This window comes from Tardiphaga sp. 285_C5_N1_2, from assembly GCF_052076065.1.
GTDB classification, from domain to species: Bacteria; Pseudomonadota; Alphaproteobacteria; order Rhizobiales; family Xanthobacteraceae; genus Tardiphaga; species Tardiphaga robiniae.
Window position 1 is genome coordinate 5,977,716 of the sequence record NZ_CP197241.1, and the last position, 24,158, is coordinate 6,001,873.

Consider the following 24,158-nt stretch of genomic DNA (forward strand, 5'->3'; position numbering starts at 1 on the left):
CCTCAGGCTTTCGTGGAGGTTTCAGTCTGCGCGAATGCGCGGCGGAAATCGGCCGTGCTGGAAACCCAGCCGAAGAAGGTTTCGATGTTGAAGACAGCCGCCTTCTGGACGTAGTCGGGGCCGGCCTGATGCGTCGCGTCTTCGAGCATCACGCCGAAATATTCGAGATGGAAGCCGTCGCGCAGAGTCGATTCCACGCAAACATTGGTGGCAACTCCGCAGAAGACGAGATTGCGGATGCCGCGCGCGCGCAGGATGCTGTCGAACTGGCTGTTGAAGAAGCCGCTGTAGCGCGGCTTCGGTACCACGATGTCGCCGGGCTGCGGCTGGAGTTCATCGACGAGCGCGTAGTCCCAGCCACCCTTGGCGAGCAGGCTGCCTTGCAATTCCGGGCGCGCGCGCATGGTCTTGAGTGCGTTCGATTTGTGCCAGTTCGGGGAGCCCGGACCGCCGGCCTCGACATAGTCGGCGTCCCAGCCGTTCTGGAAATAGATCACAGGGACGCCGGCCTCGCGCGCGACCTCCAGCGTCTCCTTGACGGCCACGATCGCTGCCTTGGCGCCGGTCACGTCGAAGCCCGCGAGATCCAGATAGCCGTTCGGCGACGCGTAGGCGTTCTGCATGTCGACCACGATGACTGCGGTCTCCTCGACCGCGAGCCGCAACGGCTCGGGGCGTGCGGGCAAGGTGACGTAGCGCCGTTCAGACGGAAAGCTGGTTGAGACCGACATCACGCCAATCCGAATTCTTTGGTCGCTTTCTCGGCGAAGCGATTGTCGACCATTTGTGCATAGGGAAGCGTCGTTGAGACTGCGCCGCCGCCTTGTTCCAGCAACATCGCGCGATCCCATTCCTCGGCGGAGATGGTGGGGTTTTTCGGAATCGCCGTCTTGCTGCCAAAGAAGTTCTTCGTCGCATTTCCGACCACCGACGGCGAGACTTTCGGAAAGTACTTCTCTGCGACCTCGGTGAAGACAGCATTGTTCTCGTGCATCATCTTCTGCGCCTCGGCGATGGCGTTACAGAAGCCTTGCACCGCCTCCGGGTTGGAGGCGATCACGTCTTCGGTGGCCATGGCCGTCGTGAAACATAGCGGACCAAGCAGATCGGCGAATGATAGCGATGGTACGAGGCCAAACTGTTCGGCGCCGATGCTGATATCCCATTCGAATGCGGTGGCGATGTCGGCACGGCCATCCTTGACGGCTGCGGCCTGGGCGCCCGGTGGCAATTCCAAGAAGGTGACGCCCGCTTCCTTGGGGTCGAACTTGCCGACCGTCTTCATCGCGTAAGTCGGGACCTGGATCGTCGAGGACGGAAATTTCAGCGTCGCGATGGTCTTGCCGCGGAGATCATCGATGGTGGTGATCTTGGTGTCCGGGCGGGTCATTCCCCACATCGACACGCCGCCGACGATCTTGGCGATATTCTTGAGCTTGCCGCCTTCACGCGTGGCGTTGACCGACATGCCAGGGCTGGTGACGCCGATCTGGCCGCGGCCGGACAGCAGGATCGGCACCGGCAGGGCGATGCCGCCCGCGGTCGACAGGTCGGTATCGAGGCCATGTTTGGCGAACAGGCCCTTATCGGCGGCGACATAGAGCGAGGCATACATGCCGAGCCGGATGGCTTCGGACACCAGAACCTTGCGCCCGGCGGCAAAGGCCGGGCCTCCCAGGCCTGCGAACGGTGCCGCTGCGGCGCCGATGAGCGAATATTTGAGTAGGTTGCGCCTGTCGATCATGCCTCTGTCCATTGCCGATGTCAGATGGTGCGCTGCATAGTTTTTAGCCGCAGCGGGTTTTCGCATAAAATTGTTGCACCCGTTAATTTCATTAACAAGTCGGGAAAAACAGATATATTTATCTGTAATGCTTATGAATATTGACCTCCGGCAACTCCGTGCCTTCGCCGAGGTGGTTCAGGCTGGCAGCTTCAGCCGGGCTGCGCGGAAACTTGGCGTTTCCCAGTCCGCCCTCAGCCAGGCCGTTCGCCAGCTCGAGGACGAGCTGCAGGTCCGGCTGCTGGACCGGACGACGCGCAGCGTTCAACTCAGCAAGGTCGGTGCCGAATTCCTGCCGGGGATCCAACGCCTGCTGGCGGATCTCGATCACCAAATTCAGGATTTACGCGATCTGCGCGAGCATCGCCGCGGCCATGTTACGGTGGCCTGCGTGCCGTCGGTGGCGTTGCGTCTGATGCCGGTGGTGCTAGCGAATTTCCAGCGCGAATATCCCATGGTGAGCGTGACGCTCAAGGAAGTGTCACGGCATCAGATCATTGCCGGGCTGCGCAGCGGCGACGCCGAGCTCGGCATCGCCAATGTGCCGGGTGAGGATGCGGATCTTGACGCGACGAAGCTGCTGACGGATCGTTTTGCGCTGGTGATGCGGCGGGATCATCAGCTGGCGTCACAAAGCACCGTGAACTGGATGGACGGCGTCGCTGCAGGCATGATCGCAATGGCGACCGGCACCGGGATCCGGTTGGAAATGGAACGCGGTCTGCAGGAACTGGGGCGTAGCAACCCGCTGCATGAGGCCGAACACCCGGCGACCCTGCTCGCCATGGTCGAGGCCGGCGTCGGCGTGGCGCCATTGCCAGGTCTGGCGTTGCCGGCGACGGACCACCCCGTGCTGACCTTCCGCAGGCTGCTTGATCCGGCCATCGAGCGCGATCTGTATCTGATCCGTCGCGTCGGGCGTGACCTGTCGCCGGCCGGTCGCGCGCTTTACCGCGGCATCCAGCTCGTGGCGCAATCGATCCGCGAGCGCACAGCGGCAGGATGGTAGCGAACACGCTTTGACCTTGCTCCCGTGAGTCCCTATTTTGGGGTCGTGAATTCCCATTCCGCCCATTTGAGCCCGCCATGACCGCCTCGCTGAAAGCCATCGACGGATCGGCTGATCTGCCTGTCCTGATGAACGACCTCGCCCGGAGCGCCCGTGCGGCTGCGCGTGCGTTGGCGGTGGCCCCAACGGAACAGAAGAACCGGGCGCTTGCGGCCATGGAGCGCGCGATCCGTGCCGGTGCGCCTGCGATTCTGGCGGCCAATGCCGAGGATGTCGCCGAGGTGCGCGCCAATGGCGCCACATCGGCCTTTATCGATAGGCTGACCCTGACCGAGGCGCGCGTGCACGCGATGGCGGATGGCATCCGCGTCATCCATGACATCGCCGATCCCGTCGGCGCCGTCACCGAGAGCTGGCAGCGGCCGAATGGCATGACCATCGAGCGCGTGCGGGTGCCGCTCGGCGTCGTTGCGGTGATTTTCGAGAGCCGTCCGAATGTCGCGGCGGATGCCGGCGTGCTGTGTCTGAAGTCCGGCAATGCCGTGATCCTGCGCGGCGGCTCCGACAGTTTCCGCTCCTGCCGTGCAATTCATGAATGTCTGGTGCAGGGCCTGCGTGAAGCCGGTCTGCCGGAAGCCGCGATTACGCTCGTGCCGACGCGCGATCGTGCGGCGGTTGGCTTGCTGCTCACCGGCCTCAATGGCGGCGTCGATGTGATCGTGCCGCGCGGCGGCAAGAGCCTGGTCGCGCGTGTCGAGGCCGAAGCGCGGGTCCCGGTATTCGCACATCTCGAAGGCGTCAATCATACCTATGTCGATCGTACCGCCAAGCTCGATATGGCGAAATCGATCGTGCTGAATGCGAAGATGCGCCGTCCCGGTGTCTGCGGCGCGACGGAAACGCTGCTGATCGACCGCGCGGTGGCAGGTACGCATCTCAAGCCGCTGGTGGAAATGCTGATTGATGCGGGCTGCGAGGTGCGCGGTGACGCTGCCGTGCAGCAGGCCGATGCGCGCGTCAAGCCTGCAACGGACGAGGACTGGGACACCGAATACGAAGATGCGATCATCTCGGCCAGGGTCGTCGATGGTGTCGATGATGCGCTCGCGCATATTCGCGATCACGGCTCGCATCACACCGATGCGATCGTCACCGAGGACGTCGCGGTGGCTACGAAGTTTCTCAACGAGGTGGATTCGGCAATCGTGCTGCATAACGCCTCGACGCAGTTTGCCGACGGCGGTGAATTCGGCTTCGGTGCCGAAATCGGAATCGCCACCGGCAAATTCCATGCGCGCGGCCCGGTCGGTGCCGAGCAGCTCACCAGTTTCAAATATCGCATTCACGGCACCGGACAGACCAGGCCGTGATGATGTGCGTTTCGGCGCGTGGAGACTGAATTGGATTTGCATTCAGTCCCGCCGGCGCAGGGCATACCGCCACATAGTCCCGGCATGCGGATCGGTCTGCTTGGCGGATCGTTCAATCCGCCGCATGCCGCGCATCGGGCTATCAGCCTGTTCGCGATGAAACGGCTGCAGCTGGATCGCGTCTGGTGGCTGGTGTCGCCGGGCAATCCGCTGAAGGATCAACGCAATCTGCACGATCTCGCCGAGCGCGCAGCGGCTGCGAAGGCGATGGCCGATCATCCGCGCATCGATATCACCTGTCTCGAGAGTGTCATCGGTACGCGCTATACCGTCGACACCATCAGCTACCTCCGACGTCGATGTTCGCAAGCACGATTTGTCTGGATCATGGGTGCCGACAATCTCGCCCAGTTTCACCGCTGGGAGAGCTGGCAGGTGATTGCCGGAGAGGTGCCCTTTGCGGTCATCGACCGACCGCCGCAGAGCTTCCAGGGACTGGCATCGACCGCCGCCCAGGCCCTCGGCCGTTATCGGATACCGGAGCAGGACGCTGGGTCATTGGCCGACCTGAAGCCCCCCGCATGGGTATTTTTGACCGGTTTGAAGCTGAATCTGTCCTCCACCCGGCTGCGGAACCCGGATGGCAGCTGGAAGACGTAATTCCACAACACTCGCCCGATAAGTGCTATAGGGCGGGCGCTGGAATATTGAATCCGGCATTCCCACATGCATACTTGATCTCACCGGGCGTCGGATTCGGCGTCCCAATACAGTGAAAGGAATGGTCCTCTGGCCACTTCTGTATTGTCCAAGACGGGCGCCAAGAAAGCCCCGTCAAAGGTTGCCCCACCCAAGAAGTCCGCTTCGGTAAAGAAGGCTGCCGCGCCTAAAAAGGCTGCCGCAACCAAAACCGCAAAGCTGAAGGCTGCAGCCAAGACACCCGCTGCTGCAAAAGCTGCACCGAAGGCTGTCATTCCGAAGAAGGTTGCTTCGCCCAAGGCAAAGAAATCTGCTGCGGCAGTGCGCGATAGCGCGACCGAAACGCTCAATCTCGTTCTCGCCCGCCTTGACGACATGAAGGCCGAGGAAACGGTGACCATCGACCTGCGCGGCAAGTCGGCTTTCTCCGATTACATGGTCGTGACCACCGGTCGGTCAAACCGCCATGTCGGCGCGGTGGCCGAAAATGTCGCCAAGGGTCTCAAGGAAGCCGGTCAGAAGAAGCTGCATGTCGAAGGCCTGTCCAATTGCGATTGGGTGCTGATCGATACCGGCGAAGTCATCCTGCATGTCTTCCGGCCTGAAGTTCGCGAATTCTATAATCTGGAACGTTTGTGGACGCAGAGCCCGTCGGATGAACCGCGGATCGATCTGAAGGCTGTTTGAGCCAGCGGGAATTCGGCAACGGCGCGACGCGTGCTAGTCTGTGCCGATGCATCTTCTTGTGATTTCCATCGGCAAGCTCAAGCAGGGTCCGGAACGCGAGCTCGCGGAACGGTACCGTGATCGTTTCGACGATATTGGCCGCAAGCTCGGTTTTCGCGGCCTTGCGATTCATGAAATTTCGGAAAGCCGCGCACGCGATGCGGCGACCCGGATCAATGAGGAAGCAGCGGCGATTTCGGCGCTGATTCCGGAAAAGGCTGTATTAGTAGCGCTCGACGAGCGTGGCAGCAGCGTGGACAGTGTCAGTTTCGCTCGCCATATCGGGCAGTGGCGGGACGAATCGGTGCCGCATAATGTTTTTGTCATCGGCGGGGCGGACGGACTTTCGCCCGAATTGCGGCGCAAAGCCAAACTGAGCATTGCATTCGGCTCGGCGACCTGGCCGCATCAAATGGTTCGCGTCATGCTTCTGGAACAGATTTACCGGGCCGCTACAATTTTAGCTGGCCACCCGTATCACCGCGTTTAGCTCGCTATATTGAGCGTATCGCGTTTGAAAGAAGGCGCTGTCGAAACCACGATGCTGTCACCGCGGTCCATTCCATCTGAACACGACGCCGTTCGCCGCGGGATGTCGAACGCATCGTCGTTATCCATGATGCTGGTATCAGCGACTCTTGCAGGTTTGATGACGACGTCAGTCCGTGCGCAAACCGCTGCGCCGATCCAGCAAGCGAATGCGCCGTCACCCGATATCATTCGTCAACGCGAGCAGGAGCTTGAAGCGGTCCGCGCGCAGCAGAAGAGCGCTGCGGAGCTGCAGGCGAAATTGAAAGCCGATATCGCGGCGATCGGACAGGATCGCGGCAAGCTCAGTCAGCAGCTCATCGATATTGCCGCCCGCGTCCGCAGCGTCGAAACCCGGATCGACGATGCCGAAGTACGATTGCGGCCGCTGGATGCGCGCGAGCAGAAGATCCGCGGCACGCTGGAATCGCGCCGCGGCGAAATCGTCGAAGTGTTGTCCGCCTTGCAGCGCGCCGGCCGCCGTGCGCCGCCGGCTTTGCTGGTGCGTCCGGAAGATGCGCTGAAGTCGCTGCGCACCGCGATGCTGCTCGGCTCCGTTGTGCCCGAGATGCGCGCGCGCGCCGAGCAACTGGTGGCTGACCTCAGCGAACTCGTGAATTTGCGCAAGGCGATCTCGACCGAGCGCGATCAGCTTGCTGGCGATCGCGACAAGCTGAAGGAAGAACAGACACGCCTCGCGTCCTTTACCGAGGAGCGCCAGAAGCAGCAGTCGGCTGCGGAAAAGGACATGGAAGCGGAAGCCGCGCGTGCGCTGACGTTGTCCCGTCAGGTCGACAGTCTGCAGGGCCTGATCGCGAAGATGGAGCAGGACTCCAAGGCGGCGGCGAAGGCAGCAGCCACAGCCAGTCTGCAGGGCACGCCGGCGGCGCTCAGCAACGGCAAGCCGAATATCGGCGCCTTCAAGGATCCCGGCCGGCTCAGTCCGGCGATCGCCTTTGCGTCGGCAAAGGGCATGCTCGCACTTCCGGTCAACGGGGTTAAAATTCGCAATTTCGGCGGTTCCGACGGTGTGGGTGGCGTCGAAAAGGGCATGTCACTGGCCGCACGGGCGGGTGCGCAGGTCACAACACCGTGTGACGGCTGGGTTGTTTATTCCGGTCCGTTCCGTAGCTATGGACAACTCTTGATCCTCAATGCCGGGGGCGGGTATCATGTCTTGATCGCCGGGATGGAGCGTATTTCGGTGAACATTGGTCAGTTCGTCCTTACCGGGGAACCGATCGCTGTCATGGGATCAACATCCCGGGTAGCATCCGTCCTTGCGGCCAATGCCAGCCAGCCTGTGCTTTATATCGAGTTCCGGAAAGACGGGACTCCCATTGATCCAGGCCCATGGTGGGCCGCTAACGAAGGCGAAAAGGTTCGCGGATGATGCGCAAGACTTCCATAATTCTGCTGAGTGCTGCCACTGGCGCCGCCTTGACGCTCTTCGTGACTCAGCCACGCGCCGTGTTCATGGGCACCAGTGCCCGCGCAGCGACCTCGGATACCTACCGCCAGCTCAACCTGTTCGGCGACGTGTTTGAGCGCGTCCGCAGCGACTATGTCGAGAAGCCCGACGACAGCAAGCTGGTCGAATCGGCGATCTCCGGCATGCTCACCGGTCTCGATCCGCATTCCAGCTACATGGACGCCAAGAGCTTCCGCGACATGCAGGTGCAGACCCGCGGTGAGTTCGGCGGTCTCGGCATCGAAGTCACCATGGAAGACGGCCTGATCAAGGTGGTGTCACCGATCGACGATACCCCGGCATCGAAGGCCGGTATCATGGCCAACGACATCATCACCAGCCTCGATGAAGAAGCCGTGCAGGGTCTCACCCTGAACCAGGCCGTCGAGAAGATGCGTGGCCCGGTCAACACCAAGATCAAGCTGAAGATCATCCGCAAGGGTCAGGACAATCCGCTCGACGTCACTCTCGTGCGCGACAACATCCGTGTTCGCTCGGTGCGTGCTCGCGTTGAAAGCGACGATATCGCTTACATCCGCATCACGACCTTCAACGAGCAGACCACCGAAGGCCTGAAGCGCGAGATCGCGGCTCAGACCGCGGCGATCGGTGCTGACAAGGTCAAGGGTTACATCATCGACCTCCGCAACAATCCCGGCGGTCTGCTTGAAGAAGCCGTCACGGTTTCCGACGCGTTCCTCGAGCGTGGCGAGATCGTCTCGACTCGCGGTCGTAACGCCGAAGAAACCCAGCGCCGCACGGCGCATGCTGGCGATCTGACCAAGGGCAAGCCGGTGGTCGTGCTGATCAATGGCGGTTCGGCTTCGGCATCAGAAATCGTCGCCGGCGCGCTGCAGGATCACAAGCGTGCGACCACGATCGGTACGCGCTCGTTCGGCAAGGGCTCGGTGCAGACCATCATCCCGCTGGGCTCCGGCAACGGTGCGCTGCGTCTGACCACGGCGCGTTACTTCACGCCGTCGGGCAAGTCGATCCAGGCCAAGGGCATCGTCCCGGACATCGAAATCGTGCAGGACGTGCCGGATGAGCTGAAGTCCCGCGACATCAAGGGCGAGGCTTCGCTCCGTGGCCATCTGAAGAACGATGGCGACGAGAAGACCGGTTCGCAGTCCTATGTGCCGCCGGATGCCAAGAATGACAAGGCGCTGAAGGCCGCTGCCGATTTGCTCCACGGCATCAAGGTGACGTCGAACGCAATCATCACGCCGCCGCCGGGAGCCGCTGCTGCTGCGGACAAGCCAGCAGACGATAAGGCGGCCGCCAAGCCGAACTGATCGGCGAATACGCATCAATTCTGCGGAAAGGGCGGCCTTCGGGTCGCCCTTTTTGTTGCAATCCTTCCAGGTGATCCCGCGCCCTTCCGGGTGCCGTGGCCGCGACCGGGCGTGTTATTGTCCGGTCGGCTGATTCGGGAGATCCATGGCAGTGTCGGCGGACGATCTGAGCGCCCCGCTTGGACAAAAATCGACGCGTAAGCGGCGGTTCCGGCTGCCTTTTTCCGGAACGCAGGCGCTTGCCACGATCCTCGCCTTGCTGCTGCTCGGTTTTCTCGGTGTTGCCATCTTCAATAATAACCCGATGGGCGGCGAGCCGGTAGCGCGCGTAGCGATCAAGGCACCTGCCGCGACTGATGATCAGAAGGTCGCCGCCAAGCCGCCGGTCGAGGTCAAGCACGGTACGCCCGAGACGGCCAAGGCACCCGAGGTTCCCGGCCAGAAGACCATTACCATCATCGACGGCTCCAGCGGCGCCCGTAAGGATGTCGTGGTGTCGAGCGAGGGGTCGGACAACGCTGCGGCCGATGTGTCGCCGCCGGTCATGACGGGGATCGATCAGAAACTGCTGGAGAAATCCCGCCACGGCATGGTGCCCATCGCCATCGGCGCGCTGAAGCCGGTCACGGCCTATGCCGCGGGCTCCGAGGCCGAGCGCGCCAGGGCGATGAAGATGCCGAGCATTTCCATCGTTATTGGCGGCCTCGGCGTCGGTGCAGCCAAGACCACCGATGCCATCATGAAGCTGCCGCCGGCCGTGACGCTGGGCTTCACGCCCTATGGCTCGGATCCCGGCAAACTGGTCGAGCGCGCCCGTGCGCAGCGCCACGAGGTGCTGCTGCAGCTGCCGATGGAACCGTTCGACTATCCCGACAACGATCCCGGCCCGCAGACGCTGTTGTCCTCGGCTACGGCCGAGCAGAACCTCGATCGCATGATGTGGCATATGAGCCGCTTCCAGGGCTATGTCGGCGTCGCCAATTTCATGGGCGCGCGCTTCATCGCCACTGACACGGCGATGCAACCCATTGCGCGTGAGGCCAGCAAACGCGGGCTTGCATTGTTCGACGATGGCTCGACGCCGCGCAGCGTTGCCGCCGCAGCCGCCGAAGGGCAGGGCATGCCCTTCGCACGCTCCGATGTTGCCATCGACGCGGTGCCGACCTCCGCAGACATCGACAAGGCGCTAGCGCGGCTCGAGGGGCTGGCCAAGGAGCGGGGTGTGGCTGTCGGCGTCGCTTCGGCGCTGCCGATCTCGATCGAACGTATCAGCGCCTGGGCGAAAACCCTTGAAAGCCGCGGGGTCATGCTGGTGCCATTGACAACCGCGATGCTGAAATCAAAATCAAGCTAGCGTCTTTGGGCTAGGGTGAATTCGGCACGGCCGAATCGCTGCGATTCAGCAAGGTCGAATCGCTGCGTAAAGAGTGCTCGAACGGACGCGAGAGGCATTGACGGAATGGCGCGCTACGAAGACCTGCCCTATCGAACTTGCGTCGGAATGATGCTGATCAACCCGCAAGGGCTCGTCTTTATCGGCCGACGTGCCGGCGGTATCGAGCACGTCGATGACATGCATGTCTGGCAGATGCCGCAGGGCGGCGTCGATCCCGGTGAGGACACCTGGGAGGCAGCCAAGCGCGAGCTCTATGAAGAAACCAGTGTCCAATCGGTCGAGAAGCTCGGCGAAGTGCCGGACTGGTTGATCTACGACATTCCCCGCACGGTGGCCGGGCGGGCCTGGAAGGGTCGCTATCGCGGCCAGCGGCAGAAATGGTTCGCCGTACGCTTCACCGGCGATGACAAGGAAATCAACGTCACGCACCCCCCGGGTGGCCACAAGGCCGAGTTCATCAATTGGCGCTGGGAGCCGATGAAGAACCTTCCGGAGCTGATCGTGCCGTTCAAGCGCCCCGTCTATGAGCGGGTGGTGAAGGAATTTGCCGGTCTGGCGGACGGCTAGCGCCGCAATGACGGATAACCGGCCCTATCGCCCCAATGTGGGCGTCGCACTGTTCAATGCCGACGGCAAAGTTCTGATCGGCCGCCGCTTCAAGGATGACGGGCCGGAGATCATTCTGCCGGGCCTGGAATGGCAGATGCCTCAGGGTGGTATCGATCCCGACGAAGATCCCCGCGTCGCCGTGATGCGCGAACTATGGGAAGAGACTGGCGTCAGTCATGCCGACTATCTCGGCGAGACCGGCTGGATGACCTACGACTTCATCCCGTTCGAGAACCCCAGCCATCGCTTTGCGCAGTTCCGCGGGCAACGGCAGAAGTGGTTTGCACTGAAATTCACCGGGGATGATGCCGAAGTCGATCCGCTCACGCCGCGCAATGACCAGCCGCCTGAATTCGACGCCTGGCGTTGGGAGCGACTGGATCGCGTCGCGGATCTCGTGGTGCCGTTCCGGCGGGAGGTCTATCGCGCCGTGGCCGAGAGTTTTGCGAAATTTGTCTGAGGCGAAGCCCTGACGAAACGAAGCGCTACCCGGGCTATAGCGCTTAGTGCATCGCCGTCGAGGTGATGTGCTGCTGGATGACCTTGAAGTGGTCGAGGCGCTCGATAGCGCGGTCCAGAGCGGAGCCTTCCTTCTCGGCCAGCTTCTCTTCCATCTCGGCGATGTCCTTGGCGAAAGCTTCGCGGTCAAGCTCGGCGATTGAGGTTGCGACGTCAGCAAGAACCGTCAAGCCCTTGTCCGAGACTTCGGCAAGGCCACCGAGCACAATGATCTTCTCATGCTTGCCACCGGTGGTGACAGTCATGATGCCCGGGCGCAACGCGACTACCACAGGCGCGTGGCCGGCCATCACACCGACATCGCCCTCGGCGCCGGGAATATCGACCTGCTCGACTTCGCCTGTGAAAGCGAGCTTTTCCGGTGAGACGAGATCGAAGTGGAACGTGGCCATGTCGTTATCCGCTGACTGCTCCCTCCCCCCTTGCGGGGGAGGGTTGGGGAGGGGGGTAACCATGGGCGAAGGCGCTTGTGGCACACCCACCCCGGCGCAAATGCGCCGACCCTCCCCGCCTAGCGAAGCTTTGCTTCGCGCGGGGGGAAGGTAAGAACTTTATGCCGCTTCCGCAGCCAGCTTCTTGCCCTTCTCGACGGCTTCTTCGATCGCACCGACCATGTAGAAGGCGGCTTCCGGCAGATGATCGTACTTGCCTTCGCAGATCGCGCGGAAACCCTTGATGGTGTCGGCGAGCTCGACGAACTTGCCCGGCGAACCCGTGAAGATTTCAGCGACGAAGAACGGCTGCGACAGGAAGCGCTCGATCTTGCGGGCGCGGGCCACGGCCAGCTTGTCCTCTTCCGACAGTTCGTCCATGCCGAGAATGGCGATGATGTCCTGCAGCGACTTGTACTTCTGCAGCACCTGCTGAACCATACGCGCGGTCTCGTAGTGCTCCTGGCCGACGATCAGCGGGGATAGCATGCGCGAGGTGGAGTCGAGCGGATCCACTGCGGGGTAGATGCCCTTTTCCGAAATCGCACGGTTGAGCACGGTCGTCGCGTCCAAATGGGCGAACGAGGTAGCAGGCGCCGGATCGGTCAAGTCGTCGGCTGGAACGTAGATGGCCTGCACCGAGGTGATCGAACCCTTATGCGTGGTGGTGATACGCTCCTGCAGCGCGCCCATGTCAGTCGCGAGCGTTGGCTGATAACCCACCGCCGAAGGAATACGGCCGAGCAGCGCTGACACTTCCGAACCTGCCTGGGTGAAGCGGAAGATGTTGTCGATAAAGAACAGCACGTCCTGGCCCTGATCGCGGAAGTGTTCGGCGACGGTCAGGCCGGACAGAGCAACGCGCATGCGGGCGCCCGGAGGCTCGTTCATCTGGCCGAACACGAGAGCGCACTTCGACTTCACGGCCGGATCCGGATTGTGCGGATCGGCGTTCACCTTGGACTCGATGAACTCGTGATAGAGATCGTTACCTTCGCGGGTACGCTCGCCGACGCCGGCGAACACCGAGTTGCCGCCGTGCGCCTTCGCGACGTTGTTGATCAGTTCCTGAATGAGAACCGTCTTGCCGACGCCGGCGCCGCCGAACAGGCCGATCTTGCCGCCCTTGGCGTAAGGCGCGAGCAGATCGACGACCTTGATGCCGGTGACGAGAATTTCAGCCTCGGTGGACTGCTCGGTATACATCGGCGCTTCCTGATGGATAGCGCGGTTGCCTTCCGAAGCGATCGGACCGCCTTCATCGATCGGCTCCCCGATCACGTTCATGATACGGCCGAGGGTGCCGACGCCAACAGGAACCTGGATCGGCGAGCCAGTGTCGGTGACTTCCTGACCACGGACCAGACCTTCGGTGGTGTCCATCGCGATGGTGCGGACCGTCGATTCGCCGAGATGCTGGGCGACTTCGAGAACCAGGCGGTTGCCACCGTTCTTGGTTTCGATCGCGTTCAGAATTGCGGGCAGGTAGCCTTCGAACTGCACGTCGACGACGGCGCCGATGACCTGGGTGATACGTCCGGTCTGGTTGGCGGATGCGGCCATGAAAACTTCTCCATAAACTTCAAGGACTCGGAAGTCCGAAACTTGAACGGCGGCCCATGAGGCCGGAAGGTTGTTGTTAGATCGCCTCGGCGCCGGAGATGATTTCGATCAGCTCCTTCGTAATCATCGCCTGGCGGGTGCGGTTGTAGATCAATGTCTGCTTGCGGATCATGTCGCCGGCGTTGCGCGTAGCGTTGTCCATCGAGCTCATCTGCGCGCCGTAGAACGAAGCGTTGTTCTCGAGCAGAGCGCGGAAGATCTGCACCGCAAGATTGCGCGGCAGCAGGCCGTCGAGGATCTCATCCTCGGCGGGCTCGTAGTCGTAGCTCGGCGTTGGGCCGGCATCGGCTTTAGGCGCCTCGACCACCAGGGGAATGATCTGCTGGGCGGTCGGGATTTGCGCGATCACCGACTTGAAGCGGGAATAGAACAGCGTGCAGACGTCGAATTCGCCAGTGTTGAAGAGTTCGAGAACCTTCTTGGCGATGTCGTTGGCATTGACGAAGCCGAGCTGACGCACCGAACGCAATTCGAGATGACCGACGATCTGCTTGTCGAAATTACGGCGCAGTTGCTCGTAGCCCTTGCGACCAACGCAGAAGAATTTGACCGTCTTGCCTTGGTTCATCAGCGCCAGTGCGCGTTCGCGCGCCAGACGGACGATCGAGGAATTGAAAGCGCCGCACAGGCCACGCTCGCCGGTGCAGACCAGCAGCAGATGAACCTGATCCTTGCCGGTGCCGACGAGCAGCGCCGGACCGGAGCCTGCCGTTGTAGCGCCGGCAATGCTGGCGATCACGGTATCCATCTTCTCGGCGTAAGGTCGTGCAGCTTCGGCAGCGGTCTGCGCACGACGCAGCTTCGACGCTGCGACCATCTGCATCGCCTTGGTGATCTTCTGCGTCGCCTTGGTCGAGGCGATGCGGACGCGCATGTCTTTAAGTGAGGCCATTCTCAGTCCACCCCGGCGATCTGGCCGTTTGGCCGATCGCGAACCTCTCGTTCGAAACGCCCGACCTCGTGCCGGACATCAACGCGAATGGCCGGCAGGAGCCGGCCATTCATTGACAGTATTAAGCAGCGTAGGTCTTCGCGAAGCCTTCGACGACGGCCTTGAGCTGGGCGGCGACGTCATCCTTGAGATCGCGGCTGTCGCGGATCGCGTTGAGGATCTCAACGTTCTTGCCGCGCAGCAGCGACAGAAGACCGTCTTCGAAGCCCCGAACCTTGGCGATCGGCAGAGTGTCGAGATAGCCGTTGGTGCCGGCCCAGATCACGCAAACCTGCTCTTCCATCTTCAGCGGCGAGAACTGCGGCTGCTTCAGGAGTTCGGTCAGACGCGCGCCGCGGTTCAGCAGGCGCTGGGTCGACGCGTCGAGGTCGGAGCCGAACTGCGCAAAGGCCGCCATTTCGCGGTACTGCGCGAGCTCACCCTTGATCTTGCCGGCGACCTTCTTCATCGCCTTGGTCTGCGCGGCGGAGCCGACGCGCGACACGGACAGACCGACGTTCACGGCAGGACGGATGCCCTGGAAGAACAGGTCGGTTTCAAGGAAGATCTGACCGTCAGTGATCGAAATCACGTTGGTCGGAATGTAGGCGGACACGTCGTTGGCCTGGGTTTCGATGACCGGCAGCGCCGTCAGCGAACCATTGCCCTGGGAATCATTGAGCTTCGCAGCGCGTTCGAGCAGACGCGAGTGAAGATAGAACACGTCGCCCGGATAGGCTTCGCGGCCTGGCGGACGGCGCAGCAGCAGCGACATCTGGCGGTAAGCAACGGCCTGCTTCGAAAGATCGTCATAGATGATGACGGCGTGCATGCCGTTGTCGCGGAAGAATTCGCCGATCGTGCAGCCGGTGAACGGCGCGATGTACTGCATCGGAGCCGGATCGGAAGCGGTCGCAGCGACGACGACGGAGTATTCCATCGCACCCTGCTCTTCGAGCACCTTCACGAACTGAGCAACGGTCGAACGCTTCTGACCGACGGCGACGTACACGCAGTACAGCTTCTGGCTCTCGGGAGCGCCAGCAACGTTCAGCGACTTCTGATTCAGGATGGTGTCGAGCGCGATTGCGGTCTTGCCGGTCTGACGGTCACCGATGATCAGCTCGCGCTGGCCACGGCCGACCGGGATCAGAGCGTCGACCGACTTCAGGCCAGTTGCCATCGGCTCGTTGACCGACTTGCGCGGAATGATGCCCGGTGCCTTGACGTCGACACGCATACGCTTGTCGGCCTGGATCGGACCCTTGCCATCGATCGGATTGCCGAGCGCGTCGACCACGCGGCCGAGCAGACCCTTGCCAACCGGCGCGTCCACGATCGAACGGGTGCGCTTAACAGTCTGGCCTTCTTTAATTTCGCGGTCAGCGCCGAAAATAACGACACCGACGTTGTCGGTTTCGAGGTTCAGCGCCATGCCGCGGGTGCCGTTCTCGAATTCGACCATTTCACCAGCCTGGACGTTGTCGAGGCCGTAGACGCGGGCAATGCCGTCGCCGACGGACAACACCTGTCCGACTTCAGAAACTTCAGCTTCCTGGCCGAAATTCTTGATCTGGTCTTTGAGGATCGCGGAAATTTCTGCGGCGCGGATGTCCATCAGCCTGCCTCTTTCATCGAGTGCTTGATCGAGTTGAGTTTGGTGCGAAGCGAGCTGTCCACCATGCGGCTGCCGAGCTTGACGACAAGCCCGCCGATGATGGACGGATCGACTTTCACGTTGAGCGCGACGTCCTTGCCCGTCACTGACTTCAGCGCGGTCTTGAGAGCGTCGAGATTCTTGTCACTGAGCGGCTCGGCGACGGTGACGTCAGCCGTGGCTTCGCCCTTAAACTTGGCTACCAGCGCATTGAAGCCGCGGGCCACGTCGCCAATGGCGAACAGGCGGCGGTTGGCGGTGAGGACCTTGAGAAAGTTGGCGGTGATGCCGGTAATTCCGGCTTTCTCCAGAACCGAAGCGAGGGCCTTGCCCTGAATCTCTGCAGAGAACACCGGACTGCGAACCAGTCGCGCCAGGTCGGCGCTGTCGGCCAGCATCGCTGCGAATTTGTCGAGATCGGCCTTCACCGCATCGACGGACTTTTCGTCACGCGCCAGCTCAAACAGAGCCGTTGCATAACGACCGGACATTCCCGAAACCGACGGATCTTGTGTTGCCACGAATTGCGCTCTTCAGGCTGTCAAACTCGCAAGGGAATAACTATCGCCTGAATGTGGCGCCTAGCGATCCAAGTCCTTGGAATTCAAGCGGGACTTCGATTTTTAGGTCACAACAAAATGTCGTGACCCGTTCAAATCGCGGCTTTGCTAACATAGCCCGCGCGCTGGTGCAACGCGACGAAAGCGTTTGATGATGCCTTGTCGCAGGCCCTCGCAAAGAATCATTTCAGGGAGATGTGACGCGCCAATCGGGTCGCTGACGGAGTGTTTCATCGTCCATCTCCGAGGCGGAATTTCTTATTCCGCATGACGGTACACGGTGCCGATTCTTTTGAATCACGCAATGTCGCGTGCGGTGAGTCGGCAATTGAAATCGCGGCGGGCAGCGCGGCGTGCGCGTTTCATGTCACCGGTTCGGACTGCTTAACATTTACTTACCGAATGCTATCCATGCACGGCGATCACTTAGCTATTCAGTATAGTTATGTAATATGTAGTATATTTAATAGTTAAAAATTCATTAAAGCGGCTCATTAGGCATGTTCTGTTCCATCACAAGATATTTCATCTGGTCATGGAACGATTGCGTTGCCTATTTTACGCCTCATTACGTCGTCAAACGCTCAGCCAATGAAATTGGGACGGGGGTCCACTTGCCACATTTGTGGCAATACTGTCTGAGGGACAACAACTTATGCTGCGTTACGGAAAATCGACGCTGGGCGCTATCGCCCGGCCGCGTACGGCAATCGCTGTCATGACTGCCGCTCTTGTTCTCGGGGGAACGGTTTCTGAGGCTTCGGCCAAATCCCGGCACCATCGCCATCACCACAAGCACCATCACGTCGCCAAGGCTTCGCCGTCGCTGTTCGATGCCAATGCGTCGATCGCGCCTTCGACCGGCGGCCGCAGCTTCTCAGGTGTTGCGTCCTATTACGGCAATGAGTCCGGCAGCCGCACTGCGTCGGGTCAGCGCTTCAATCAGAATGCGATGACTGCCGCGCATCGTTCGCTGCCGTTCGGCACCAAGCTGCGCGTGACCCATGGCGGTCGCAGCGTTGTTGTCACCGTCAACGATCGCGGCCCGTTCATTCGTGGCCGCGTACTCGACCTGTCGAAAGGCGCAGCCAGCGCGATCGGTTTGACCGGCCGCGGTGTTGGCCGTGTCGTTGCGGAAGTCATGTAAGCAAGACAAACGCGTCGCGTCCCTGATCTTCCAAGTTCAGTAGCGTTGTGTGTGTATTGAGTAGAGTAAGCGTTGAGTAAAAGAGCCTGCTGTCATCAAAAGACAGCAGGCTTTTTCTGTTTTTGCGTTGTCAATTCACACCGTCATTCCAGGTTCGCTCACAAGAGTGAGCCTTCCGGAATGACGAAGCTCAAAGAAAGCTCTGCGGATCGACATCGACTTCGAGCTTTAGGTTGCCTGTAGGCTTTGGGCCGTGCGCCAGCCAGTCGCGGAGATAGTGCGACAGGTCGACATTGCGCGCCGACTTCACCAGCAGTCGGAAGCGATAGCGACCTTTGATCACGGCGAGCGGTGCTTCGGCGGGGCCGAGCACCATGATGCGCTCGTCGATCGGCGCCACGGCGGCGAGCTTGCGCGCGTAGCCCTCCGTGGTTGGCCGGTCGCCGCCTGAGATGATCAGGCTCGCCAGCCGTCCGAAGGGCGGATAGCCCGCGCGCTCGCGCGCCTCGATCTCGCTGGCATAAAACGCTTCGCGATCGTTTGCGATCAACGCCTTCATCACCGGATGTTCCGGCTGATGGGTCTGCAGATAGCCGACGCCGCGGCCCTGTTCACGTCCGGCGCGGCCGATGACCTGATTGAGCATCTGATAGGTGCGCTCCGCGGCGCGCGGATCGCCATTACCGAGGCCCAGATCGGCGTCGATGACGCCGACCAGATTGAGCCGCGGGAAGTTATGACCCTTGGCCACGAGTTGCGTGCCGATGATGACATCGACACGGCCTTCGGCGATTTCGGCCAGTTCCGTGCGCATCGCATCGATCGACGTAATAAGGTCGCTCGACAGCACCATGGTGCGTGCATCCGGAAACAGGCTCGCCGCTTCCTCCTGCAAGCGCTCGACGCCCGGGCCGACAGCGACCAGCGATTCCTCGGCCTGGCAATGCGGGCATTGATGCGGACGATGCATCGAGAAGCCGCAGTGGTGACAGACAAGCCGCTGGCGAAAGCGATGATCGACCAGCCAGGCATCGCAGATGGTGCAGGCAAACCGGTGTCCGCAGCCGCGGCATAACGTCAGCGGCGCATAGCCGCGGCGATTGAGGAACAGCAGCGCCTGTTCCTTGCGCTCGATGGCGATCTGGATCTTTTCGGCGAGGCGCGGCGCAATGAAGCGGCCGCGCATCGGCCCTTCGCGGCGCAGGTCGATGGCCTCGATATGCGGCATGTGCTGACCGCCGAAGCGTGAGGGCAACGCGATGCGCTGATAGCGTCCCTTGCGCGCGTTGACCTCGGACTCGACCGACGGTGTCGCCGAGGCCAGCACGATGGGAATTTTGGCGATCGACGCCCGCACCACTGCCATGTCGCGGGCGTGGTAATGCGCGCCTTCGTCCTGCTTGTAGGCTTGGTCATGTTCCTCATCGACGATGATCAGGCCGAGTTTCGCGTAAGGCAGAAACAGCGCCGAACGCGCACCGACGATGACATGGGCCTCGCCATTGGCGATCGACGCCCAGTTGCGCGCGCGGGTGCGCGGTGTCAGTTCGGAATGCCACTCCAGCGGCCGCACGCCGAAGCGTTTTGAGAAGCGCTCCAGGAATTGCCCCGTCAGCGCAATTTCGGGCATCAGGATCAGCACCTGTTCGCCGCGCCTGATCACCTCGGCAACCGCCTCGAAATAGACCTCGGTCTTGCCGGAGCCGGTGACGCCGTCGAGCAAAGCGGCGTGAAAATCCCCCTTGGCGGCGAAGGTCCGCATCGCCTCGGCCGCGACGGCCTGATCGTTTGAAAAGTCCGGTTCGGCGAAGGTGGGATCAGGCGCTGGCGGCGGTAGCGCGCGGGGCATGGCTTCAATAGCAAGCGTGCCTTCATCGACGAGGCCGTCGATTACGCCTGCGCTGACGCCGGCCTCCTTGGCTGCCTCAGACTTCGCGTGCAGCAGGCCGTCCGACAGGATCTCGATCAGCCGTGCGCGTGCCGAGGTCATGCGCTTGGGCACTTCGCCGACCAGGCGGACGCCCATGCGCACCCGCTCCGGGCCGAGGTGCTCGCCCATCCGCAGAGTCATCTTCATGACCATGCCGCGCGCGGACAAAGTGTAATTCGCCACCCAGTCGACCAGGCTGCGCAATTCCTGCTTCAGCGGGGGGACATTGAATTTCTCGCCAACCTCTTTCAGGCGATTGTGCAGGCGGGGGTCGGGATTGGCATTTTCTGCCCAGACCACGCCGATCACCTCGCGGGCGCCGAGCGGTACGCTGACGACATCGCCGGGCTGCAGGTCGAGGCCACGGGGCACGCGATAGGAATAAGCCTGGTTCAGCGCGACCGGCACCAGCACGTCAACGACGCCAGACGATGTTTTGGTGCGCGCAGCTTCGTCCATCGGCGGAATCAGACTCGAATTGGGGTATCCGCTAACCTAAGCTCGCGGTGCGGTCCGGACCAGTGTCCGCCGGATGGCCGGTCTTATGACCGATCGGCCGCCACGACAATGAAACGAGAACAAGAACCCGCAGGGAGAAACATCATGCGCCACAAGCTCGCCGGGACTCTAGCCTCACTTCTCGTGCTGTCAGTTACCGCCATCCCCGCACGGGCACAGGACCGGATGCCGCCGATCCCGGCCGACAAATACACCGAAGCGCAGAAGAAAGCTGCCGAGGAGTTCGCCGGCGGCCGGGGCTACGAGGTCCGTGGCCCCTTCGTGCCGCTGATTCGCAGCCCGGAAGTCATGCTGCGCGCCAAGGCGATGGGCGATCATCTCAGGTTCAAGAGCGCACTGGCGCCGCGGCTCAGCGAAATGATCATCCTGATCACCGCACGCGAATGGACCCAGCAATATGAGTGGGTTGCGCATCATGACATCGCGATCAAGGCCGGCTTGCGCAACGACATCGCCGATGCGATTGCCGATGGCCGGCGTCCTGTTGGCATGGCCGAGGACGAAGAGGCCGCCTACGACATGTCGATCGAGATCCAGCGCACCAAACGCGTGAGTGATCCGACCTGGAACAAGGCCGTCGCCAAATTCGGCGAGCAGGGTGTTATCGATCTGCTCGGGATCAATGGCTATTACACCTTCCTGGCCATGGCCATGAATGCAGCGCGAACAGGCCTCCCGGCCGGTGTCGCGGAGCCCCTGAAGCGGTTCCCGGATTGACGATGCCGGCGGTTCACCAAAGTGAAACGAGCAGGGTGTGATAATCTCCGCCCGTTCGCGCATGGCGAACCGCAAGGCATTCCGATGGCCAAGCTTTCCGACAAAAAACCAAACGCACCCGCACCTATCGATCTCATTTGCGCCGATGCTGATGTCTCGCTGCAAATGACGCGCTGGCTGTCGCATTTGCGTGCCGAGCGACGGCTGTCGCCGAAGACGCTGGAGGCTTATGCGCGGGACGTCCGGCAGTTTCTGACATTTCTCGCCGAACACTGGGGCGCGCTCGTCTCGCTGCCGCGTTTCGCCAAACTGGAAACCAGCGATGTCCGTGCCTTCATGGCGGCACGGCGTAGCGACGACATCGGCGGCCGCTCGCTGATGCGGGCGCTGGCTGGTCTGCGGTCGTTCGGGCGATTTCTGGAGCGTGAAGGCAAAGGCAACGTCGGTGCGCTGTCAGCGATACGCGCGCCCAAAATCGGCAAGAGCCTGCCGAAGCCGTTGCAGATGGTCTCGGCCAAACGCCTGGCCGATGCGGATGAGCGCGCGGGCGAAAATCGCGATCCGTGGATCTGGGCGCGCGATGCCGCGGTGATGGCGCTGCTCTACGGGTCCGGCTTGCGTATCTCCGAAGCACTTGGCCTGAAGCGCCGCGACGTGCCGGCAGCCGGCGCGGGCGATGTGCTGATCGTCAACGGCAAGGGTAACAAGACCCGTATGGTGCCGGTGCTGCATAATGTGCTGGAGCTCATCGCCGACTACGCCGCGCAGTGTCCGCATCCGCTCCCTGCCGATGGCCCGATGTTCGTCGGCGCGCGCGGCGGGCCGCTTAGCCCTCGGATCATCCAGTTGACCATGGAGCGGATGCGCGGCGCGCTCGGCCTGCCCGACAGCGCCACGCCGCACGCGCTGCGCCATTCCTTTGCCACCCATCTGCTGACCCGCGGTGGTGACCTGCGCGCGATCCAGGAATTGCTCGGTCATGCCTCGCTGTCGACCACACAGATCTATACCGGCATCGACACCGAGCGGCTGTTCGAGGTCTACAAGACCGCACACCCGCGAGCGTAGGCCAGGCAAGCCCCAGCTGTAGTAGAAGTGTCATGAGCTGCCCCTTGCGAAGTCGCCGCGGTTCGGTCAAATCGACACATCGACCAACCGGAGGGGATTACGATGGGCGCGCACGAAAGTATGGAGCACGCGGAGCATGCCGAGCATGCATCCGGCTCGAACAAGAATATTGCACTACTGATTGCCGTGATCGCGCTGTTTCTGGCGTTCTCGGAAACCCTCGGCAAGGGTGCGCAAACCGAATCTATCAGCAAGAACGTCGAGGCATCCAACCTCTGGGCGTTCTTCCAGGCCAAAAGCATCCGCCGCACCGTCGTTCAGGCGACGTCAGATCAGGCCAGGCTCAGCCTCGGCCTGATGGGTGACGATGCCGCCAAGGCCGCACTGTCCAAGCAGATCGACGACTGGAAGAAGACCGCGGATCGTTATCGCTCCGAGCCGGAGACCGGCGAAGGCTCCGAACAGCTCGCTGCCCGTGCCAAGGAAGCCGAGCATGCGCGCGACCTCGCAATGGCGCGTTATCATCACTATGAAGTGGCCTCCGCCGCATTCCAGATCGGCATCGTGCTGGCATCGGCCACGATCATCACCGGCATGATCGCGCTGGCCTGGGTATCAGGTGCACTGGCCGTTGCCGGCGTCGCCTTCACGGCGATCGGCCTGTTCGCGCCGCATGCGGTTCATCTCATGTAACGACTTAAGCCGAAGCGGTCCGGCATAGCTGCAGGACCGCTTCGGCAAACGCCTTGGGCGCTTCCTGCGGTACATTGTGGCCAACGCCCGCGATGACGCGGCGCTCGTAAGGGCCCGTAAAATACTGGCCGTGATTCTCGGAATTCTTTACTGGTCCAACGCCATCGTCAGCGCCGTGCAGAACGATAGTCGGGACATCGATCTTCGGCTGCGCCGCAAGCTGGGTCTCCAGAAAAGCATAATTTGGATCGCCGGCAACACTGCCGGTACGGTGCATGTAGGAATGCACGACCACATCAACGAAGTCATCGTTGTCGAAGGCCGAGGCCGAGCGCTCGAATGTGGCGTCGTCGAACGCCCAGCTGGGCGACCACATCTTCCAGAGCAGTTTGGCTAGTGCGTCGCGGTTCTGGATCAGGCCGTTGCGGCCGCGTTCGGTATGGAAATAATACTGATACCACTGTCGCGCTTCCTGCTCGGGAGCGGATGGCCGCGCCGCATTCGTCAGGTCCTGGATGTTGTAGCCGGTGCAACTGACGAGACCGTGTACGCGTTCGGGCCATAGCGCAGAGACGACGCAGGCCGCGCGGCCGCCCCAGTCATAGCCTGCGACAACAGCCTTGCCGATACGCATCGCGTCCATCAGCTCCAGCAGATCCTGTCCGAGCGCAGCCTGTTGCCCCGAGCGGATGGTCGCACTGGAAAGAAACCGCGTTGGCCCATAGCCACGCAGATAGGGCACGATGGTACGAAAGCCGGCAGCGTTGATGATGTCGACCGCGTCGTCATAGCCTCTGATGTCATAGGGAAAACCATGCATCAGCAGGACGGGTAGGCCGTCATTCGGTCCGCTATGTTCATAAGCAATATCGAGAAGGGGAGTTTGGATGCGTGCCAGTTCAGCCAAGTCGTTCTCCCGTTCGATCTACCGCGCCGAATGCGCCCGATGACGCAGCCGTTGTACCAGCCGCATCCAACGCGACGATGAATTGGAGCGGAACATCGCCATCGTCGCCTTGATTCTTGCAGTCACAGGCGCGACCAATTCGCCGGCCCGGCGGCGGATGTCGAGAACGAATTCGTAGAGCTTCCGAAACCAGTTCATCTGCAACAGCTTCGGCCGTGTCACATCGAAGATGAACGCGGCGACGCCGACGCCGAGAAACTTGCTGAACACGATGAGCGCGAAAGCGCTGATCCAATACTGATGCATAAGCAGCCAGGCGCCGGCCAGTTTCAACGGAAACAGCAGGATCGCCGGAATAACAAACACGACCAGCGTCAACATTGGCGACAGCCGCGCGATTCGCGCGGCCAGCCATTCCTTGAATGCGCGCAGCGGAATCGCTGCAACGATGCGCGCGACGACCGGTTCGAGATGATCCCACAGCCACGCTTCGATCAGGAAGATCAAAGCGAGGAAGAACCATAGCGGCTGCAGCACGCGTCGCATCATGGCGTTCGTCTCCCAGCCGGC

The 24,158-nt window shown here is 61.7% G+C and carries 24 protein-coding genes; 14 read left to right on the forward strand and 10 right to left on the reverse strand.

Features of this window, described 5'->3' with window-relative positions:
• Positions 1-2: 2 nt before the first annotated feature.
• The gene (gene rutB, locus AB7951_RS28335; protein WP_120287637.1) at positions 3-731 is read right to left on the reverse strand and encodes a pyrimidine utilization protein B; all 729 of its coding nucleotides are present in this window, start codon (positions 729-731) and stop codon (positions 3-5) included.
• Positions 731-1,744 (reverse strand): ABC transporter substrate-binding protein, encoded by a 1,014-nt coding sequence (locus AB7951_RS28340; RefSeq protein WP_120287636.1) that lies wholly within the window; start codon positions 1,742-1,744, stop codon positions 731-733. The genes rutB and AB7951_RS28340 overlap by 1 nt, the downstream gene beginning before the upstream one ends.
• Before the next feature lie 133 nt (positions 1,745-1,877).
• Here AB7951_RS28340 and AB7951_RS28345 point away from each other — a divergent pair, with 133 nt between their 5' ends.
• The 10 genes from AB7951_RS28345 to AB7951_RS28390 all read left to right on the forward strand — a co-directional run bounded on the left by AB7951_RS28345 (position 1,878) and on the right by AB7951_RS28390 (position 11,346).
• Positions 1,878-2,792 (forward strand): LysR family transcriptional regulator, encoded by a 915-nt coding sequence (locus tag AB7951_RS28345; RefSeq protein WP_158596732.1) that lies wholly within the window; start codon positions 1,878-1,880, stop codon positions 2,790-2,792.
• 77 nt (positions 2,793-2,869) lie between these two features.
• A complete protein-coding gene (locus AB7951_RS28350; RefSeq protein WP_120287634.1) occupies positions 2,870-4,162 on the forward strand; it encodes a glutamate-5-semialdehyde dehydrogenase in 1,293 nt (430 codons plus the stop codon).
• A 30-nt stretch (positions 4,163-4,192) separates the two neighbouring features.
• Entirely contained in the window at positions 4,193-4,822 is a 630-nt protein-coding gene (locus AB7951_RS28355) for a nicotinate-nucleotide adenylyltransferase (protein WP_256461223.1), read from the forward strand.
• Between the two features lie 312 nt (positions 4,823-5,134).
• Positions 5,135-5,548, forward strand: a complete 414-nt coding sequence (gene rsfS, locus AB7951_RS28360) for a ribosome silencing factor (protein ID WP_068730459.1) — start codon at positions 5,135-5,137, stop codon at positions 5,546-5,548.
• Positions 5,549-5,594: 46 nt separating this feature from the next.
• Positions 5,595-6,077 (forward strand): 23S rRNA (pseudouridine(1915)-N(3))-methyltransferase RlmH, encoded by a 483-nt coding sequence (gene rlmH, locus AB7951_RS28365; RefSeq protein WP_120287633.1) that lies wholly within the window; start codon positions 5,595-5,597, stop codon positions 6,075-6,077.
• Positions 6,078-6,203: 126 nt separating this feature from the next.
• Positions 6,204-7,508, forward strand: a complete 1,305-nt coding sequence (locus AB7951_RS28370; protein WP_374725622.1) for a murein hydrolase activator EnvC family protein — start codon at positions 6,204-6,206, stop codon at positions 7,506-7,508.
• A complete protein-coding gene (locus AB7951_RS28375) occupies positions 7,505-8,881 on the forward strand; it encodes a S41 family peptidase (RefSeq protein WP_120287632.1) in 1,377 nt (458 codons plus the stop codon). Before AB7951_RS28370 ends, AB7951_RS28375 begins: the two co-directional genes overlap by 4 nt.
• A gap of 145 nt (positions 8,882-9,026) precedes the next feature.
• Positions 9,027-10,235 carry a divergent polysaccharide deacetylase family protein gene (locus AB7951_RS28380; RefSeq protein WP_439060186.1) on the forward strand — a complete coding sequence of 403 codons (1,209 nt, stop codon included), beginning with the start codon at positions 9,027-9,029 and terminating at the stop codon, positions 10,233-10,235.
• Positions 10,236-10,340: 105 nt separating this feature from the next.
• Positions 10,341-10,844, forward strand: a complete 504-nt coding sequence (locus AB7951_RS28385) for an RNA pyrophosphohydrolase (RefSeq protein ID WP_068730156.1) — start codon at positions 10,341-10,343, stop codon at positions 10,842-10,844.
• A gap of 7 nt (positions 10,845-10,851) precedes the next feature.
• Positions 10,852-11,346 carry an RNA pyrophosphohydrolase gene (locus tag AB7951_RS28390; protein ID WP_093757758.1) on the forward strand — a complete coding sequence of 165 codons (495 nt, stop codon included), beginning with the start codon at positions 10,852-10,854 and terminating at the stop codon, positions 11,344-11,346.
• Between the two features lie 43 nt (positions 11,347-11,389).
• Here AB7951_RS28390 and AB7951_RS28395 read toward each other — a convergent pair whose 3' ends face one another.
• From AB7951_RS28395 to AB7951_RS28415, 5 genes are all read right to left on the reverse strand, one after another.
• On the reverse strand, positions 11,390-11,797 hold the full coding sequence (locus AB7951_RS28395; RefSeq protein WP_120287630.1) for a F0F1 ATP synthase subunit epsilon: 408 nt from the start codon (positions 11,795-11,797) through the stop codon (positions 11,390-11,392).
• Positions 11,798-11,956: 159 nt separating this feature from the next.
• On the reverse strand, positions 11,957-13,399 hold the full coding sequence (gene atpD / locus AB7951_RS28400; RefSeq protein WP_089263243.1) for a F0F1 ATP synthase subunit beta: 1,443 nt from the start codon (positions 13,397-13,399) through the stop codon (positions 11,957-11,959).
• Between the two features lie 76 nt (positions 13,400-13,475).
• Complete coding sequence (locus AB7951_RS28405) at positions 13,476-14,351, reverse strand: F0F1 ATP synthase subunit gamma (protein ID WP_068730146.1); 876 nt, start codon at positions 14,349-14,351, stop codon at positions 13,476-13,478.
• A 121-nt stretch (positions 14,352-14,472) separates the two neighbouring features.
• A complete protein-coding gene (gene atpA / locus AB7951_RS28410) occupies positions 14,473-16,008 on the reverse strand; it encodes a F0F1 ATP synthase subunit alpha (RefSeq protein ID WP_068730144.1) in 1,536 nt (511 codons plus the stop codon).
• Positions 16,008-16,568 (reverse strand): F0F1 ATP synthase subunit delta, encoded by a 561-nt coding sequence (locus tag AB7951_RS28415; protein WP_089263247.1) that lies wholly within the window; start codon positions 16,566-16,568, stop codon positions 16,008-16,010. The genes atpA and AB7951_RS28415 overlap by 1 nt, the downstream gene beginning before the upstream one ends.
• 694 nt (positions 16,569-17,262) lie before the next feature.
• On the opposite strand from AB7951_RS28415, the gene AB7951_RS28420 reads away from it, so the two are divergent.
• The gene (locus tag AB7951_RS28420) at positions 17,263-17,754 is read left to right on the forward strand and encodes a septal ring lytic transglycosylase RlpA family protein (RefSeq protein ID WP_089263249.1); all 492 of its coding nucleotides are present in this window, start codon (positions 17,263-17,265) and stop codon (positions 17,752-17,754) included.
• A 190-nt stretch (positions 17,755-17,944) separates the two neighbouring features.
• Here AB7951_RS28420 and AB7951_RS28425 read toward each other — a convergent pair whose 3' ends face one another.
• Positions 17,945-20,143, reverse strand: coding sequence for a primosomal protein N' (locus AB7951_RS28425; protein ID WP_120287629.1), 2,199 nt, complete (start codon positions 20,141-20,143; stop codon positions 17,945-17,947).
• A 144-nt stretch (positions 20,144-20,287) separates the two neighbouring features.
• Here AB7951_RS28425 and AB7951_RS28430 point away from each other — a divergent pair, with 144 nt between their 5' ends.
• The 3 genes from AB7951_RS28430 to AB7951_RS28440 all read left to right on the forward strand — a co-directional run bounded on the left by AB7951_RS28430 (position 20,288) and on the right by AB7951_RS28440 (position 22,681).
• Positions 20,288-20,920, forward strand: a complete 633-nt coding sequence (locus tag AB7951_RS28430) for a carboxymuconolactone decarboxylase family protein (RefSeq protein WP_439060180.1) — start codon at positions 20,288-20,290, stop codon at positions 20,918-20,920.
• An 84-nt stretch (positions 20,921-21,004) separates the two neighbouring features.
• A complete protein-coding gene (locus AB7951_RS28435; RefSeq protein WP_120287628.1) occupies positions 21,005-21,988 on the forward strand; it encodes a tyrosine recombinase XerC in 984 nt (327 codons plus the stop codon).
• A 102-nt stretch (positions 21,989-22,090) separates the two neighbouring features.
• Entirely contained in the window at positions 22,091-22,681 is a 591-nt protein-coding gene (locus tag AB7951_RS28440; protein ID WP_089263255.1) for a DUF4337 domain-containing protein, read from the forward strand.
• Positions 22,682-22,685: 4 nt separating this feature from the next.
• Here AB7951_RS28440 and AB7951_RS28445 read toward each other — a convergent pair whose 3' ends face one another.
• On the reverse strand, positions 22,686-23,579 hold the full coding sequence (locus AB7951_RS28445) for an alpha/beta fold hydrolase (protein WP_439062694.1): 894 nt from the start codon (positions 23,577-23,579) through the stop codon (positions 22,686-22,688).
• A 27-nt stretch (positions 23,580-23,606) separates the two neighbouring features.
• Positions 23,607-24,137, reverse strand: a complete 531-nt coding sequence (locus AB7951_RS28450; RefSeq protein ID WP_068730456.1) for a hypothetical protein — start codon at positions 24,135-24,137, stop codon at positions 23,607-23,609.
• Positions 24,138-24,158: the final 21 nt, after the last annotated feature.

Bases quoted from the DNA above. Each gene is read 5' to 3' on its own strand.
- AB7951_RS28430 (WP_439060180.1), top strand. From the start codon at position 20,288: ATGCGCCACAAGCTCGCCGGGACTCTAGCCTCACTTCTCGTGCTGTCA.
- AB7951_RS28395 (WP_120287630.1), bottom strand. From the start codon at position 11,797: ATGGCCACGTTCCACTTCGATCTCGTCTCACCGGAAAAGCTCGCTTTC.
- AB7951_RS28380 (WP_439060186.1), top strand. From the start codon at position 9,027: ATGGCAGTGTCGGCGGACGATCTGAGCGCCCCGCTTGGACAAAAATCG.
- AB7951_RS28435 (WP_120287628.1), top strand. From the start codon at position 21,005: ATGGCCAAGCTTTCCGACAAAAAACCAAACGCACCCGCACCTATCGAT.
- AB7951_RS28350 (WP_120287634.1), top strand. From the start codon at position 2,870: ATGACCGCCTCGCTGAAAGCCATCGACGGATCGGCTGATCTGCCTGTC.
- AB7951_RS28390 (WP_093757758.1), top strand. From the start codon at position 10,852: ATGACGGATAACCGGCCCTATCGCCCCAATGTGGGCGTCGCACTGTTC.
- AB7951_RS28420 (WP_089263249.1), top strand. From the start codon at position 17,263: ATGCTGCGTTACGGAAAATCGACGCTGGGCGCTATCGCCCGGCCGCGT.
- AB7951_RS28440 (WP_089263255.1), top strand. From the start codon at position 22,091: ATGGGCGCGCACGAAAGTATGGAGCACGCGGAGCATGCCGAGCATGCA.
- atpA (WP_068730144.1), bottom strand. From the start codon at position 16,008: ATGGACATCCGCGCCGCAGAAATTTCCGCGATCCTCAAAGACCAGATC.
- rutB (WP_120287637.1), bottom strand. From the start codon at position 731: ATGTCGGTCTCAACCAGCTTTCCGTCTGAACGGCGCTACGTCACCTTG.
- AB7951_RS28450 (WP_068730456.1), bottom strand. From the start codon at position 24,137: ATGATGCGACGCGTGCTGCAGCCGCTATGGTTCTTCCTCGCTTTGATC.
- atpD (WP_089263243.1), bottom strand. From the start codon at position 13,399: ATGGCCGCATCCGCCAACCAGACCGGACGTATCACCCAGGTCATCGGC.
- rlmH (WP_120287633.1), top strand. From the start codon at position 5,595: ATGCATCTTCTTGTGATTTCCATCGGCAAGCTCAAGCAGGGTCCGGAA.
- AB7951_RS28425 (WP_120287629.1), bottom strand. From the start codon at position 20,143: ATGGACGAAGCTGCGCGCACCAAAACATCGTCTGGCGTCGTTGACGTG.
- AB7951_RS28405 (WP_068730146.1), bottom strand. From the start codon at position 14,351: ATGGCCTCACTTAAAGACATGCGCGTCCGCATCGCCTCGACCAAGGCG.
- AB7951_RS28375 (WP_120287632.1), top strand. From the start codon at position 7,505: ATGATGCGCAAGACTTCCATAATTCTGCTGAGTGCTGCCACTGGCGCC.
- AB7951_RS28370 (WP_374725622.1), top strand. From the start codon at position 6,204: ATGATGCTGGTATCAGCGACTCTTGCAGGTTTGATGACGACGTCAGTC.
- AB7951_RS28385 (WP_068730156.1), top strand. From the start codon at position 10,341: ATGGCGCGCTACGAAGACCTGCCCTATCGAACTTGCGTCGGAATGATG.
- AB7951_RS28340 (WP_120287636.1), bottom strand. From the start codon at position 1,744: ATGATCGACAGGCGCAACCTACTCAAATATTCGCTCATCGGCGCCGCA.
- AB7951_RS28345 (WP_158596732.1), top strand. From the start codon at position 1,878: ATGAATATTGACCTCCGGCAACTCCGTGCCTTCGCCGAGGTGGTTCAG.